Here is a 14,716-nt window from a genome sequence, read left to right as displayed (position 1 = left end):
CATCCACAGATTTCTGTTTGTATGTTGTTCGCATGTCACGCCTACGCACCAACTCTGCTCTTGATCAGTACTACGAACTGGCGGTTGACGAGATCGTCGCCGCTTGCGACGGTGATCTGCGCACTGCGCTTAGAGCGCTGATGCTTCTCAACGAGCAGCTAGAGCAACGACTGGAGCAAATGAGCGGAGGTCATCCGCCTCACCATCGGCTTCATTAGCTGGGATGGTCCATGACGATGCCCGGACACATCGGCTGCAAGTTGTCGACGTGGCGATTGATCACGCGGAAGAGCGCCAGGATGGCGGCTTGGTTGGTTGGTGATTGAATAGGGGTTGCACATCAGGTTGTAACGATGGCGCTCTGCTTAGAAATGCCGCCACCTGACCGTCCAGTGATCTTGTTAACGATCCGCTTGTACTCTAGTTTCATCAGTTTCTTGCCTGCTTTCTGCTCAATAGCGGCAGTTGCTTTCAATATCGCTTCGGTCTGTTGGCGATGCCATGGCTGCCATTTCTCCTCTGGGCTTTCGATCAGGCCGATGGCCCTGGCAAAGTCCGAATAGCTCATCGTGGCATCTTTGATCTGGAGGGTGCGTAAAACTGCTACTGCGGCGCGTGAATATTCCAAGAGGTCCTGAACGTCCAAACTCTTCATTGTCGCCTCCCAATGGGTTTAAAATTATCGCTTCCCCGGCCAACATGTTGACGGCGGATTACTAGCAGAAATCTTCGTCGGCCGCAGCGCCACGAGATGGCTGCGCTTGTATGGGTACCCCCGAACCTCAGAACAATCCTTGCAGCGCATGTAGCGCTCCAGCTCGTGGATCGGCGTCGCCTTTGGTCGGCGCACGATATCCAGCGCGACCGTCTGATGCGTCTCACACCCGAGGCACTTCACCTCAAGATACTTATAATCAGCGTTGAGCGCGTCGCCCAGTGCCGGAGATGGCTGCGCTGGCCCTTGGAAGGCGAGCATGCGTTTGTTCCAGGCTTCGCAAGCTAGACGGTCGGCTACCCTGCGCGCCTCAGCGGCCTGCTCGGCTGATGCCCGGACCGAGCCGCCGTAGATGGTCTCCCGTGATTTGGTGCCCATGACCGCATGAAAGCGTAGCGTTGACGGCGGTGCAAATTATCAATCCGTTGGGGATTGATGCGCGGGACTGCTACTGCACGTCGTGGGATGGAGGGGCAATTGCGGACGGCCGTTGCAAAATTTTGAGGATGAAACCGCACCATGGGTGGACCGGCCGCACTCCGGCGCTCGCTGAAGCGTCCAAACAGCGTGCCCGGCTCGCGGCAGCCCAAGGCCGATTTGAACCGACTAAAGGCAGCCCGGTTGCGCGGCGAACTGGTCGAGGCCGCCGCCGTCGAGGCCGAGTGGTCCGGGATTCTACGGACGGTGCGCGCTGGTATGCTCGCCGTGCCGAGCCGGGTCGCGGCGCGATTGCTACATCTGTCACGGGCTGATGTTGCCGAGATCGAGGCTGAGATCAGAGCTGCGCTGGCGGAGATTGCTGGAATAGGTTAGCTTCAGAGGAATATTTTGAAGTAATTGCAAGTGACGATCCGAAAACTTCCAGCACGCTGGCCGCCGCAGGGAAATTTTTTAATGAGTGGTCATGCCCCCCAGAAGGGACGCAATCCTTTTCCTTGGTTTATCGTTATTCCCTCCCTCTTTCTGTACTTTATCTGGACGCACCTATCGACGCCGCCCAACGTCGCGACAGCAACCGAACCGTCGCCGCAGCGCCAAGTCTCCGCAACTGCGTCGAACGGAGACGCCGCTAAGGCGCGTCCCTCTTGCTTTGGGACGGAAGATTGCAAGGAGCACCCGGACTATGTGCCTTTGAGCGCTGCCGCGCCCCCCCAACGATCCGAGCCGCCAAGTGTTCAGCCAACAACTGAACCGACGCCAGAACACGCGACTTCCGCGCAGCCAGAGGTCGCTCAAAGGAGGGAAGCAACCAACGAGATTTCCATCCGTCGTTGCAGCCGTGAACAATGGGATGCAACTGGAACTGCGGAAAGTGAGGCTGGGTTGTTGAGGACACTTGATGGAGACAAAGTGGCACTTAAGAAAATCGAAGACCAGAGCTTTGAGTTTTGGCACCGAGAGTGTCTTGTCTTCGAGGAGGAGATGTATGAAAAGGTGATCTATACTCTCCCGGTCGTGCCGCGTGAACTTGCTGACGCGTGCGTTAAGGTCGCGGAGCGCGCAAAACCTCCGTCTTATGAGACGATGTCGAAATGTCTCGATTACGAGCTGGCGAATCTCGACCGCTTGCCCTCAGATTCGGCAACGCTTGAAAAGAACGGACACGTATTAGGAATTTTCTGGACTTTAGCGGAATGCCAAAAGCACCGGATTGCCTCCGGCGGTGTTTGTATTGTGCGGTAACATTAATAGGATGCTCTCTCGCTGAACTGTGCCACGGCGCTCACCACTATCGGCCGCATCGCCCTCCGCTCGCTGATCCTGCCGCCGCGCCCCCGCATGCTCGCGGTGCCGTCGCGGTCGCGGCGCGGCTGCCGCACCCTGACGCGGACCGATGTTGCCGAGATCAGGTCGGCATTAACGGAATTGGGCGATTGCTAGTATGTTCGCGCGCCTGATTGTGTTGGCCGTAATCTAAAGCGCCTTTTTTACCGCATTGGAGAACCACTTGATTGCTCAGGACTCCTCAGAACACATTGTGCTCCTACTCCCTTCAGGACAAATGTTGAAGGTACATGGAATTAGACTTTATCCTGCCGACGAACTCGCGAAGATCGCTGCGATGCGTGCGGAGGCAGCAAAGGGTCTCGGCGGGGTATCGACCGGATTGGGATTTATTGGATCGCCCGAGTGGGTGTTTGGCGCCAGCGCGGTACTAGGCTTTCTCGAATCCGCTCTCTCAGAGACTAGCAAGAAGACAGCTATTCGCCTTCTCGCGCAGGCCGACGTGCTAAAGGCCTCCACCATCTCTCGGGGGCAGTTATTTCGGATCAGCGAAATCGATCGCATTGATCAGCCTGCACCAAAGCATGGGCAGGAAATGTCGAGAGATCGGAGGCAGTCTACGTCGGCGGGATGTCATTTCATGATCAAAAAGAATTTCTCTGGAACCACAAACGGACCGAGGCAGATGTCGTAGACGGTCACGTCTCCGTTCCGGTTCAAAGAGCCTTTGCGCACGACGGAGGGGAGTTTGTGGTTGTTGATACAGAACTTGGCTTGATGAACATCCGATGGTCCAGTGTGGTCGCCTATGCTGCACCAAGCCGCAAGAAAGCTGCTGATACAGACACGTCCTTATCGCCGCCAATCCCGGCCGGCCTAAAGCCATGGCGATCGTCACCCTGAGAACTCTTGTCACCATTCGCCGCAACAAGCGGGGCCAGCCCAGCCGCCGGTTCGAACGCATCCCTGGGCGCCGCGCCGAGGCGCTGGGATGGCGTTGGTTTTACGCCACGGCTCGTTGATTGATATTTTTCGTTACCTTTTCAGACGATATCTTTCTCCGCCGCCAAGTCAGCAAATCTCTTGATTATTTGGCGCAAATCACCCGGCTCCTCTTTTAGATGAGGGTACACTCTGACGGCTTCTTGATCGAACTTTTTGTAGTCCGCTACACCGAGCAATTCCATTGAACGGAGAGCCGGACCGAAACAACTGAGCAATCGTTTTTGGATCATTTCAACGCGCTGCAAGCGGAATTCTTCACTCGTCTTAGGCTCCTTCGAAACAAGCTCGATTGCGTCTCTTAGAACAGAGAGGCGAAAATAAAACTGTGTCACGGCGAGCAGTATCTCAGCGTCGAGCAATCCGAGCTTCCCCGCTACAGCGGGCAGCACCAGCGGGAGTGACGGTAGAAATTTGGCGTCTTCACTTTCTATCCTTCTCGTGAAATTCCTCCATGGTTTGATGTAATCGTTGGCGCATCGTGCAACTCGATCGACGATCTCGGCATAGAGACTTGCTTCCATAGCCTTGATCTCGTTCGCTTGACGCCTGTCATCGTGAAACGCCACGGCGCCGAAGCTAATGCCGCTGCCGACAAGCGTACCAATCAAGCCAATCAATCCTGACCTGACGCTGCCGCCAATGCCGAGGCTTGTCATCATCGCGCCAGCAGTGACCGCTCCTGACAGCGAGGATAGGGCGATCAACAATACTCGGTGCTGTCGATATGGAATCGATCGTGTCGCGCGATTATTTTCGTTCACGACTCATCCTCGGTTGTCGAATGCAAGTCGATCATATGAGGGTGCTATCTGATTTTCGCGGCCGTTGTCTAACCATCCTGAAAAGTTAGACATGCTGCACTTAAGTAATTGAAGTTAAATATAAAAAAAGTCTTTGGCGATCCCGGCAGGATTCGAACCTGCAACCCGCGGAGTAGAAATCCGCTACTCTGTCCAGTTGAGCTACGGGATCGTCGCCGTCTTCTAGCACCGCCAATATGAAAAATCCGCTTTTCTGCCAAGCCCGTCCGAACCGAAATTTGGGGGCAAGCGACTAAGGCGAGTGGGGGACCGTGCGAGGCGGTCCGCCAGGCGGCTTGCTGCGCCGGTCCGGCGCCGGGCGGGCGAGGGATGATATGGCCATGCGAGCTGCGACATTCTTGTTCGTTCATCTTGACGCCTTCACTCCGTCACCTTTTCGCGCATTTTTGTCTGTCACGCGGCTGAAGCCCGCGGCCCAGGGAGCTCCATCATGGTCGGTTTGATTCGTGCCGCAGCATTTTGCGCCGCGCTGGCGCTTGGCCTCAGCCTTGGTGTTGGCGTGGCCCAGGCCGCGGACAAGGCGTTCAAGCGCGACGACCTCGCTGATTCCGCGATCAAGCTCGAGGCCCAGATCAAGACCGAGGCGGGGGCCGTCAACAAATCAGCGACGACGCTCAAGACCGATGCCGATGCCGCGTTCAGGCGCAACGATTTCCGCTCCGGCCTGCAGATCCTCGGCCAGATCGCCGCTACGACGCCGGAGGACGGCGCCAACTGGCTGCGGCTGGCGAAAACCATCTTCCAGATCCGCTCGGCGAGCTCCAGCGAACAGACCTTCCTGATGGAGCGCGCCTCGACCGCGGCCTATATCGCCTATCAGCGTGCCGGAAACCAGGGCGAGGAGGCCGATGCGCTGGCTGTGCTCGGAAGAGCGCTGTCGGAGCGCAAGCTGTGGCGGCCGGCGCTGGATGCGCTGCGCCTGTCGCTCGACCTGCGCGAGGTCGCAGACGTGCGCGGCCAGTATGAGAAGATGCGCGACGAGCACGGCTTCCGGCTGCTCGATTACAGCGTGGATTCCGACTCCGCCTCGCCGCGGGCCTGCTTCCAGTTCTCGGAGGACCTCGCCAAGCGGGTCGACTTCGCGCCGTTCCTCGCGCTGGCCGGCACCGACAAGCCGGCACTATCGGCGGAGGACAAGCAGCTCTGCGTCGACGGGCTGAAGCATGGCGAGCGCTACAACATCAATCTGCGCGCCGGGCTGCCGTCCAGCGTCAAGGAGAGCTTGCCGAAATCGGCCGAGTTCAACATCTATGTCCGCGACCGCAAGCCCTTCGTGCGCTTCACCGGACGGGCCTATGTGCTGCCGCGGATCGGACAGCGCGGTATCCCGGTGGTCAGCGTCAACACGCCGGCGGTGACGATCGACGTGTTCCGGATCGGCGACCGCAACCTGATCAACACGGTGATCGATAGCGACTTCCAGAGTTCGCTGAGCCGCTACCAGCTCTCCGACCTCGGCGACCAGCGCGGCGTCAAGGTTTGGTCCGGCGAGCTCGCGACCGCGACCACGTTGAACCAGGACGTCGTCACCGCGTTCCCGGTCGACCAGGCGCTCGGCGACCTCGCTCCGGGTGTCTATGTGATGACCGCGGCCGCCAAGGGGCCGGGCAGCGACGACGACGCCTCGCTGGCGACGCAATGGTTCATCGTCTCAGACATGGGCCTGTCGGCGTTCTCCGGCAATGACGGTATCCACGTCTTCGTCAACTCGTTGGCCTCGACCGAGCCGGTCGCGAATGCCGAGGTGAAGCTGGTCGCCCGCAACAACGAGATTCTGGCGACCCGCAAATCCGACGCGGCCGGCCATGTGCTGTTCGAATCCGGGCTGGCGCGTGGCGAGGGCGGGCTGTCGCCGGCGCTGCTGACGGTCACCAGCGAGAAGGCCGACTATGCGTTTCTCAGCCTGAAGTCTAACGCCTTCGACCTCACCGATCGCGGCGTCGCTGGAAGGGCGATCCCGACCGGCGCGGACGCCTTCGTCTATGCCGAGCGCGGCGTCTACCGCTCCAACGAAACCGTCTATCTCACCGCGCTGCTGCGCGACGGGCAGGGCAATGCCCTGACCGGAACCCCGCTGACCATGGTGATCGAGCGGCCCGACGGCGTCGAGTTCCGCCGCGCCGTGTTGCCGGACCAGGGCGCCGGCGGGAGGAGTTTGTCGGTGGCGCTGAACTCGGCGGTGCCGTCGGGCACCTGGCGGGTCCGGGTGTTCACCGATCCGAAGGGCAATTCGGTCGGCGAGACCACCTTCATGGTCGAGGATTACATCCCCGAGCGGATCGAATTCGACCTCACTGCCAAGGACAAGCTGATCAAGGCTGAAGTTCCGGTGGAACTTCAGGTCAACGGCCATTTCCTGTATGGCGCACCGGCCTCCGGTCTACAGCTCGAAGGCGACATGCTGGTCGCACCGGCGGCCGCTGGCCGGCCGGGCTATCCCGGCTACCAATTCGGCGTCGACGACGAGCAGACTGCGAGCAACGAGCGGACCCCGATCGAGGACCTCCCCGAAGCGGACGCCAATGGCGCGGCGACCTTCCCGGTGAAGCTCGATAAGCCGCCGACCTCGACCCGGCCGCAAGAGGCCCAGATCTTCATCCGCATGGCGGAGACCGGTGGCCGCTCGGTCGAGCGCAAGATCGTACTCCCGGTGGCGCCCGCGACCGCGCTGATCGGCGTCAAGCCGCTGTTCGGTGACAAGAGCGTCGCCGAGGGCGGCAAGGCTGAATTCGACGTCGTGTTCGTCGCCCCCGACGGCAAGCAATTGCCGCGCGACGGGCTGCGCTACGAGCTGTTGAAGCTGGAGTCGCGCTACCAGTGGTACCGGCAGAACTCGTCGTGGGACTATGAGCCGGTCAAATCGACCAAGCGCGTCGCCGATGGCGACGTGACCCTGGCGGCCGACAAGGCGATGCGACTGACGTTCCAGCCGCAGCCCGGTCGCTACCGGCTCGATGTCAAATCGACCGATGCCGACGGCCCGCTGACCTCGGTGCAGTTCGACGTCGGCTGGTATTCCGACGGCAGCGCCGATACGCCTGATCTGCTGGAGACCTCGATCGACCGGCCGGAATACGCATCCGGCGACACCATGACCGTTACGGTCAATACGCGCACGGCCGGCAAGCTCTCGGTCTACGTGCTCGGCGATCGCCTGCTGATGACCCAGAGCGTAGAGGTCAAGGAAGGTACCCAGCAGGTCAAGCTTCCCGTCGGCAAGGACTGGGGCACTGGCGCCTATGTGATGACGACGCTGCGCCGTCCGCTCGATGCCGCCGCCGGGCGCATGCCCGGCCGCGCCATCGGCCTGAAATGGTTCGGCATCGACAAGAAGACCCGCACGCTTTCGGTCGAGCTATCTCCGCCAGCGCTGGTGCGGCCGGGTTCGACCTTGAAGATCCCCGTAAAGCTCGGCGGGCTCAATCCGGGCGAGGACGCCAAGGTGGTGTTGGCCGCGGTCGATGTCGGCATCCTCAACCTGACCAACTACAAGCCGCCGGCGCCTGACGATTACTATCTCGGCCAGCGCCGTCTGACTGCCGAGATCCGCGACCTCTATGGGCAATTGATCGACGGCATGCAGGGCACCATCGGCCAGATCAGGAGTGGAGGCGACGCCGGTGGCGAGCTGCAGGGCTCGCCGCCGACGCAGAAACCGCTGGCGCTCTATTCCGGCATTGTCACGGTCGGCCCCGACGGCACCGCCGAGGTGAGCTTCGACATCCCCGAATTCGCCGGCACGGCGCGGGTGATGGCGGTGGCGTGGAGCGCGACCAAGCTCGGCCGCGCCACGACCGACGTGACCGTGCGCGATCCGATCGTGCTGACCGCGACGCTGCCGCGCTTTCTGCTCACGGGTGACAAGGGCACCATGAGCATGGACATCGACAATGTCGAAGGCGCCGCCGGCGACTATGTCGTCAGCGTCAAGGCGTCGGGCCCGGTCAAGGTCTCGGGCAACCCGGCCACGACCGTCAAGCTTGCCGCCAAGCAGCGCTCGTTGCTGGCGCTCGGCCTCGAAGCCGGTGGCGCCGGACGCGCCGAGTTCGACGTCGACATATCCGGCCCGAACGGGCTGATGCTGGCGCGGCACTATGCGCTCGACGTCAAGCCGGCGACCCAGGTGCTGGCGCGCCGCTCGATCCGCACGCTGGCGAAGGGCGAGAGCCTGACCCTGACGTCGGACATGTTCTCCGACCTCGTCCCGGGCACCGGCAGCGTCTCGATCTCGGCGAGCCTGTCGACCGCGCTCGATGCCGCGAGCATCCTGCAAGCGCTCGACCGCTACCCCTATGGCTGCTCCGAGCAGATCACCAGCCGCGCGCTGCCGCTGCTCTATGTCAACGATCTCGCCGCCGGCGCCCATCTCGCGATGGATACCGCCGTCGACCAGCGCATCCGCGATGCGATCGATCGGCTGCTGGCACGACAGGGCTCCAACGGCTCGTTCGGCCTGTGGTCGGCCGGCGGCGACGACGCCTGGCTCGATGCCTATGTGACGGACTTCCTGACCCGAGCCCGCGAAAAGGGCTTTGCGGTGCCGGACGTGTTGTTCAAGAGCGCGCTCGACCGTGTCAGGAACTCGGTGGTCAACGCCAACGAACCGGAGAAGGACGGCGGCCGCGATCTGGCCTACGGCCTCTACGTGCTCGCGCGCAATGGCGCAGCCCCGATCGGCGATCTGCGCTATCTCGCCGACACCAAGCTGAACAATCTGGCGACGCCGATCTCCAAGGCGCAACTGGCCGCTGCGCTGGCGCTGGTCGGCGACAAGGCGAGGGCCGAGCGGGTCTACGGCGCGGCGCTCGATGCGCTGAACCCGAAACCGGTGCTCGAGTTCGGCCGCGTCGACTATGGCTCGGCGCTGCGCGATGCCGCCGCATTGGTCTCGCTCGCCGGCGAAGGCAACGCGCCGCGCGCGACGCTGACGCAGGCCGTACTGCGGGTCGAAGCGGCGCGGGGACTCTCCCCCTACACCTCGACGCAGGAGAATGCGTGGATGGTGCTGGCGGCGCGTGCGCTCGCCAAGGAGACGATGGGGCTCGACATCAACGGCCAATCGGTCAAGACCGCAGTCTATCGCAGCTACAAGGCCGAGGAGATGACGGGCCAGCCGCTCAAGATCACCAACACCGGCGACGCACCGGTGCAGGCGGTGGTCTCGGTGCCGGGCTCGCCGGTCACGCCGGAGCCCGCAGCCTCCAACGGCTTCAAGATCGAGCGCAGCTATTTCACGCTCGACGGCAAGCCGGCAGACGTGTCCAAGGCCAAACAGAACGATCGCTTCGCGGTGGTGCTGAAGGTCACAGAGGCCAAGCCGGAATTCGGGCACATCATGGTGGCCGACTATCTCCCGGCCGGGCTCGAGATCGATAACCCGCATCTGGTGTCGTCAGGCGATTCCGGCACGCTGGACTGGATCGAGGACGGCGTCGAGCCCAAGGACACCCAGTTCCGCGACGACCGCTTCACCGCGGCGATCGACCGCGCCGCCAACGACAAGTCGGTGTTCACGGTCGCCTATGTCGTGCGCGCGGTGTCGCCGGGCAAATACGTGCTGCCGCAGGCCTATGTCGAGGACATGTACAATCCCTCGCGCTACGGCCGCACCGGCACCGGCACCGTCGAGGTGCAGTCGGCGAAATGAGCGAGGCGGGGACGATAGTGTCAGCGCACGCGACGCGCTGGCAGTGGATCAAGATGGCGGCGGTCATTGCTGTCGTCGTTGCTGTCGTCGTCACCAGCGTGTTCGTCACATGGGTCGTCTCGCTCGGACCGCTGCCATTGGCGCAAGCGGAGCAGGTCTCGACCACGGTCATCGACCGCAACGGCAAGCTGCTGCGCGCCTATGCGATGGCGGACGGGCGCTGGCGGTTGCCGGTTGACGCCAAGACCGCGGTCGATCCCGGCTATCTGAAACTGCTGTTCGCCTATGAGGACAAGCGCTTCTACGAGCATCACGGCGTCGATCCGCTGGCGCTCTCGCGCGCCGCGTTCCAGCTTCTCACCCGTGGCCACATCGTCTCCGGCGGCTCGACCATCACGATGCAGCTTGCGCGGCTGATGGAGCCGCGCCACCAGCGCTCGATCTACGCCAAGCTGCGGCAGATGGTGCGCGCGGTCGAGTTGGAGCGGCAGCTCTCCAAGGACCAGATCCTCAATCTCTACCTCGCGCTGGCGCCGTTCGGCGGCAATCTCGAGGGCGTGCGCGCCGCCTCGATTGGGTATTTCGGCAAGGAGCCGAAACGGCTGTCGCTCGCGGAAGCCGCGCTGCTGGTGGCGCTGCCGCAATCGCCTGAGCGGCGGCGGCTCGACCGCTATCCGCAAGCCGCCCACATCGCGCGCGACCGTGTGCTCGACCGCATGGTCGAGGACGGCGCGGTGTCGACCGAGGATGCGGCGCAGGCCAAGGCCGTGCCGGTGCCGAAGATGCGCAACCAGATCCCGATCCTGGCGCCGCATTCCGCCGATCAGGCGGTTACGAACATGAAGGACCAACCTGTCATCAAGCTGACGCTCGATGCCACGCTGCAGAAGAACCTCGAGGCGCTGGCACGCGATCGCGCGATCGCGCAGGGGCCGGACGTCTCGGTCGCGATCATTGCCGTCGACAACGCGACCGGCGACGTGCTCGCACGGGTCGGCTCGGCCGATTATTTCGATGAGCGGCGGGCAGGCCAGGTCGACATGACCCGCGCGGTACGCTCGCCCGGCTCGACGCTGAAGCCGTTCATCTATGGCCTCGCCTTCGAGGATGGCTTTGTCCACCCGGACAGCCTGATCGAGGATCGACCGATCCGTTTCGGCACCTACGCGCCGGAAAATTTCGACATGACGTTCCAGGGCACCGTGCCGGTGCGCAGGGCGCTGCAATTCTCGCTCAACGTGCCGGCGATCGAGTTGCTCGACCGCGTCGGTGCAAGCCGTCTGGCGTCGCGGCTGAAACAGGCCGGAGCCGATCTCGTGCTACCGAAGGACGAGGTGCCGGGCCTTGCGATGGGGCTCGGTGGTGTCGGCGTGACGCTGCAGGATCTGGCGCAGCTTTATAGCGGGCTGGCGCGGCTCGGCGCCACGAAGCCGCTGCGCGAGATCGTGCAGGCCAAAGACGACCGCGAATCCATGCGGCTGATGGATCAGGTGGCAGCCTGGCAGGTCGGCAACGTCCTGCTCGGCACACCGCCGCCGGAGAACGGCGTGCACGGCCGGATCGCGTTCAAGACCGGCACCAGCTACGGCTATCGCGACGCCTGGTCGGTCGGCTTCGACGGCCGTATCACCATCGGCGTCTGGGTCGGCCGTCCGGACGGCGCGCCGGTGCCGGGTCTGGTCGGCCGCTCCGCCGCAGCGCCGATCCTGTTCGATGCCTTCGCGCGCACCGGCAAGATGCCGGCGGCGCTGCCCAAGCCACCGCGGGGCGTGCTGGTCGCGAGCAATGCCAAGCTGCCGCTGCCGTTGCGGCGCTTCCGCCCGCTCGGCGAACTCGTTCGCAGCGGCAGCGATCAGGCGCCGCACATCCAGTTCCCGCTGAACGGCTCGCGCATCGACGTCGACCATTCGGAAGATGGCCGCTTTGCGGCGATGCCGGTCAAGGTCGCCGGCGGCGTGCTGCCGCTGACGGTGCTTGTCAATGGTGTCTCAGCCGGGGACATCGACAGCCGGCGCCAGCGCCTGATCGATCCTCCCGGACCGGGCTTTGCCAGGGTGACTGTGATCGACGCGACGGGCGCCGCGGATACCGTTGTGATCCGCGTGCAATGATGGCGCGGGAAAGCGGAACTGCATGGTTGTTTGCGCTGCGGTTTCATCGTATGCGAAACCCATGGTGGATGGCCTCCAACCCCGGCGCTTTGGAGCAGGGCAACCGTCTGTAAAACCTGCGCATTCGAACCGCAGGTTGTTCATGGCGTTCGAGTTCGCCACCGCCAGCCATTGGCGTTCGGTCCTGTTCCTGACGCTGACCTGCCTGGTGCTGTTCCTGCCGGGCTTTTTCACCATCCCGCCGATTGACCGCGACGAGGTGCGCTTTGCCCAGGCGACCAAGCAGATGGTCGAAAGCGGCGATTTCGTCGACATCCGCTTCCAGGACGATGTCCGCTACAAGAAGCCGGTTGGTATCTACTGGCTGCAGGCGGCAACGCTGAAGACCGCATCCGCGCTCGGGCTGCAACGCGCCCAGGTGCGCATCTGGGTCTACCGTGTGCCGTCGCTGATCGGCGCCATCGGCGCGGTGCTGCTGACCTATTGGACCGCGCTTGCCTTCGTCACACGACAGGGCGCGGTGCTGGCCGCCTTGATGATGGCAAGCTGCGTGCTGCTCGGGGTCGAGGCGCGACTTGCCAAGACGGACGCGATGCTGCTGCTCACGGTCACCGCGGCGATGGGCGCGATGGCGCGGGTCTATTTGTCCTGGCAGCGCGGCGAGGACCCAGCCCGTCCGCCATGGGGGCCGCCTGCGATCTTCTGGACGGCACTGGCGGGCGGCATCCTGCTCAAGGGTCCGCTGATCCTGATGTTCGTCGCGCTTGCGATCGCGGTGCTCGCGTTCCTCGACAAATCCGCCGCATGGTTCTGGCGCATGCGCCCGGTCTGGGGGCTGACGTGGATGCTGGTGCTGGTGCTGCCCTGGTTCGTTCTGATCTTCCTGCGCGCCGGCGATGCCTTCTTCGCCAACTCGGTCGGCGGCGACATGCTGAGCAAGTTCGGGGCGCAGGAATCCCACGGCGCGCCGCCCGGGGTCTATCTGCTCCTGTTCTGGATCACGTTCTGGCCCGGCGCGCCGCTCGCCGGCATGGCCGCACCTGCGATCTGGCGCGCGCGGCGGGAGCCCGGCGCGCAGTTTCTGCTGGCCTGGCTCGTTCCGTCCTGGATCGTGTTCGAGGCTGTTCTGACCAAGCTGCCGCATTACGTGCTGCCGCTCTATCCGGCGATCGCGATCCTGACCGCGGGCGCGTTGGAACGGCGCGTGCTGTCGCGCTCCTCCTGGCTGGTGCGCGGCGCAGCCTGGTGGTTTGCGATCCCTGCGCTCGGCGCGGTGTTGGTGATCGTCGGTGCGATCAAGGCGATCCATCAGCCGGTGTTTCCGGCGTGGCCGTTGTTCGCGGTCGCGATGGTGTTCGGGCTGATCGCCTGGTGGCTGTTCGAGGACAGCCGCGCCGAGCGCTCGCTGCTCAATGCCGTGATCGCGGCGGCGCTGATGGCGGCCGGCACCTATGGCGTGGTGTTGCCGCGGCTCACGACGATGTTTCCGAGCCAGGAAGTTGCGCGCGCGCTGCGTAACGTGACCTGCGTCGGTCCGAAAGCCGCAGCGGCCGGCTTCCTCGAGCCGAGCCTCGTGTTCATGACTGATACCTCGACGCTGCTCACGGACGGATCAGGGGCCGCCGATTTCCTGGGGCAGGGCTCTTGCCGTTTTGCGTTGGTCGAGCAGCGCTCGGAGCGTGCCTTCGTTCAGCGTGCCGAAGCAATCGGGCTGCGCTATAACGCACCGGAGCGCATCGAGGGCTACAATATCTCGCAAGGCAAGGCGGTCTCGATCGCGATCTTCCGCTCCGAAGGGACGGAATAACTTGCCGATGCCGCTAGCAAGCCCGGACTCCGCGAATTATTTCGGCAGACTGCTGACGCTGGTCTGGCTCTCGTTCGCCCAGCTAGTGCGCGCGCCGTCGCATTCGCGCCGGGCGGAGGCGGCGCGGCGCTCGGCACGCCACGTGCTCCTGCTCGTCGTCATCATCGGTGCCGTGATCGCCACGCTGATGTACGCCTTCGATGTCGAGGAGATCGGCTTGATGCCACCGCGTGGCACGCCGAGCCTCTGGTGGGCGCGCATCCTGACCGATTTCGGCAAGGACTCGCATGTGTTGTGGGCGCTCGGTGTCTTGCTGATCGTGGTCGCATTGACGGTGCCGGCGCTACGCGGCGTGGCGCGCGCGACATTGCTCGGCCTCGGAACGCGACTGCAATATCTGTTTCTGTCGGTGGCGTTGTCGGTCGCTGTGGGCGAACTGATCAAATGGATGGTGGGCCGCGGCCGACCCTTTGTCGGCGGCAAGGCCAATGCCTTCAACTTCCAGCATTTCGCGGGCACCGAAGCCTATTCGAGCTTTCCGTCGGGACATTCGATCACCGCGTTCGCACTGGCATTTGCGGTATCCGCGGTTTGGCCGCGGACGCGCGTGGTCATGCTCGTCTATGCGCTCGTGATTATCGCGACGCGGCTCGTGCTGCTCGCCCATCATCCGAGCGATGTGGTGGCGGGCGCGTTGCTCGGCGTGATCGGCGCCATGGCCGTGCGCTATTGGTTCGCCGCCCGCCGCCTTGGTTTCGCCATCGGTGGCGATGGCACCATCGTGCCGTTGGCCGGGCCCACGGAAGGGCGCCTCAAAAGGGTTGCGAGGAGCGCCTTCGCCCCATAAAAGCGATCGCCCGGCGCGCCGATCGGGCCGGTTCCAAC

General features: G+C 63.4%; 10 protein-coding genes, 1 tRNA gene and 1 pseudogene. 7 read left to right on the top strand and 5 right to left on the bottom strand.

What is annotated here, in order from left to right:
- Positions 1-223: 223 nt before the first annotated feature.
- The 3 genes and pseudogenes from ACP2YO_RS25115 to ACP2YO_RS25105 all read right to left on the bottom strand — a co-directional run.
- Positions 224-341 (bottom strand): annotated as a pseudogene (locus tag ACP2YO_RS25115) (SOS response-associated peptidase); the annotation flags it as partial.
- A complete protein-coding gene (locus ACP2YO_RS25110) occupies positions 341-655 on the bottom strand; it encodes a hypothetical protein (protein WP_426433859.1) in 315 nt (104 codons plus the stop codon). The pseudogene ACP2YO_RS25115 and the gene ACP2YO_RS25110, both read right to left, overlap by 1 nt.
- Positions 656-679: 24 nt before the next feature.
- A complete protein-coding gene (locus ACP2YO_RS25105) occupies positions 680-1,093 on the bottom strand; it encodes a hypothetical protein (RefSeq protein ID WP_426433858.1) in 414 nt (137 codons plus the stop codon).
- 141 nt (positions 1,094-1,234) lie between these two features.
- Here ACP2YO_RS25105 and ACP2YO_RS25100 point away from each other — a divergent pair, with 141 nt between their 5' ends.
- The 3 genes from ACP2YO_RS25100 to ACP2YO_RS25090 all read left to right on the top strand — a co-directional run bounded on the left by ACP2YO_RS25100 (position 1,235) and on the right by ACP2YO_RS25090 (position 3,134).
- A complete protein-coding gene (locus tag ACP2YO_RS25100) occupies positions 1,235-1,528 on the top strand; it encodes a hypothetical protein (RefSeq protein ID WP_426433857.1) in 294 nt (97 codons plus the stop codon).
- 81 nt (positions 1,529-1,609) lie between these two features.
- Positions 1,610-2,398, top strand: coding sequence for a hypothetical protein (locus tag ACP2YO_RS25095; RefSeq protein WP_426433856.1), 789 nt, complete (start codon positions 1,610-1,612; stop codon positions 2,396-2,398).
- Positions 2,399-2,663: 265 nt separating this feature from the next.
- Complete coding sequence (locus ACP2YO_RS25090; RefSeq protein WP_426433855.1) at positions 2,664-3,134, top strand: hypothetical protein; 471 nt, start codon at positions 2,664-2,666, stop codon at positions 3,132-3,134.
- Between the two features lie 349 nt (positions 3,135-3,483).
- Here ACP2YO_RS25090 and ACP2YO_RS25085 read toward each other — a convergent pair whose 3' ends face one another.
- Positions 3,484-4,206, bottom strand: coding sequence for a hypothetical protein (locus ACP2YO_RS25085; protein ID WP_426433854.1), 723 nt, complete (start codon positions 4,204-4,206; stop codon positions 3,484-3,486).
- 134 nt (positions 4,207-4,340) lie between these two features.
- Positions 4,341-4,417 (bottom strand) — tRNA-Arg (locus ACP2YO_RS25080).
- A 279-nt stretch (positions 4,418-4,696) separates the two neighbouring features.
- On the opposite strand from ACP2YO_RS25080, the gene ACP2YO_RS25075 reads away from it, so the two are divergent.
- The 4 genes from ACP2YO_RS25075 to ACP2YO_RS25060 all read left to right on the top strand — a co-directional run bounded on the left by ACP2YO_RS25075 (position 4,697) and on the right by ACP2YO_RS25060 (position 14,678).
- Positions 4,697-9,913, top strand: a complete 5,217-nt coding sequence (locus ACP2YO_RS25075; protein ID WP_426433853.1) for an alpha-2-macroglobulin family protein — start codon at positions 4,697-4,699, stop codon at positions 9,911-9,913.
- A gap of 53 nt (positions 9,914-9,966) precedes the next feature.
- Positions 9,967-12,024 carry a penicillin-binding protein 1C gene (gene pbpC / locus ACP2YO_RS25070; protein ID WP_426443311.1) on the top strand — a complete coding sequence of 686 codons (2,058 nt, stop codon included), beginning with the start codon at positions 9,967-9,969 and terminating at the stop codon, positions 12,022-12,024.
- Between the two features lie 142 nt (positions 12,025-12,166).
- Positions 12,167-13,831: an ArnT family glycosyltransferase gene (locus ACP2YO_RS25065; RefSeq protein WP_426433852.1), complete on the top strand. Its 1,665-nt coding sequence runs from the start codon at positions 12,167-12,169 to the stop codon at positions 13,829-13,831.
- 7 nt (positions 13,832-13,838) lie between these two features.
- Positions 13,839-14,678, top strand: a complete 840-nt coding sequence (locus ACP2YO_RS25060; RefSeq protein WP_426433851.1) for a phosphatase PAP2 family protein — start codon at positions 13,839-13,841, stop codon at positions 14,676-14,678.
- Positions 14,679-14,716: the final 38 nt, after the last annotated feature.

This window comes from Bradyrhizobium genosp. P (assembly GCF_049949265.1).
In the GTDB taxonomy this organism is placed as follows: Bacteria; Pseudomonadota; Alphaproteobacteria; order Rhizobiales; family Xanthobacteraceae; genus Bradyrhizobium.
Note: the sequence above shows the minus strand (reverse complement) of the source record. Positions and strands in the feature narration are given on the sequence as shown.